The sequence below is a fragment of the Psychrobacter sp. CoH-33_TS_01 genome (assembly GCF_058189395.1).
This window is the reverse complement of the sequence record NZ_JBVGQI010000068.1, coordinates 1-259: the sequence shown is the minus strand read 5'-3', so window position 1 is coordinate 259 and position 259 is coordinate 1. Positions and strand designations below refer to the sequence as shown.

The following is a 259-nucleotide window of genomic DNA, read 5'->3' as shown; positions in this document are numbered from 1 at the left end:
CGGCATGCGCACGCTGATCAACGACTATGCGCACAACGTGCTGGTCAACCGCATCCTCAAGTGGGCGGTCCTCGCGGCGGTCGTCGTGCTGATCGTGCTCGGCACGCTGGTGATCTTCACCTTCGACCCGTGCCCGGCGGGCGCCCACGCGGCCGACCTGCCTTCGTTCTGCCTGGCCAAGTGACTGATTGACGGAAAACAAACGCTGTGACAACTGAAACCACCGAATCCACCGTCATCGACGGCGTCCACTACCACG

At 62.9% G+C, this 259-nt stretch carries 1 protein-coding gene; it reads left to right on the top strand.

Going from position 1 to position 259, the window contains the following annotated elements:
• On the top strand, positions 1–184 hold a 184-nt coding region (locus tag ACZ2XM_RS15575), incomplete at its 5' end, for a hypothetical protein (protein WP_490619026.1).
• Positions 185–259 lie beyond the last annotated feature (75 nt).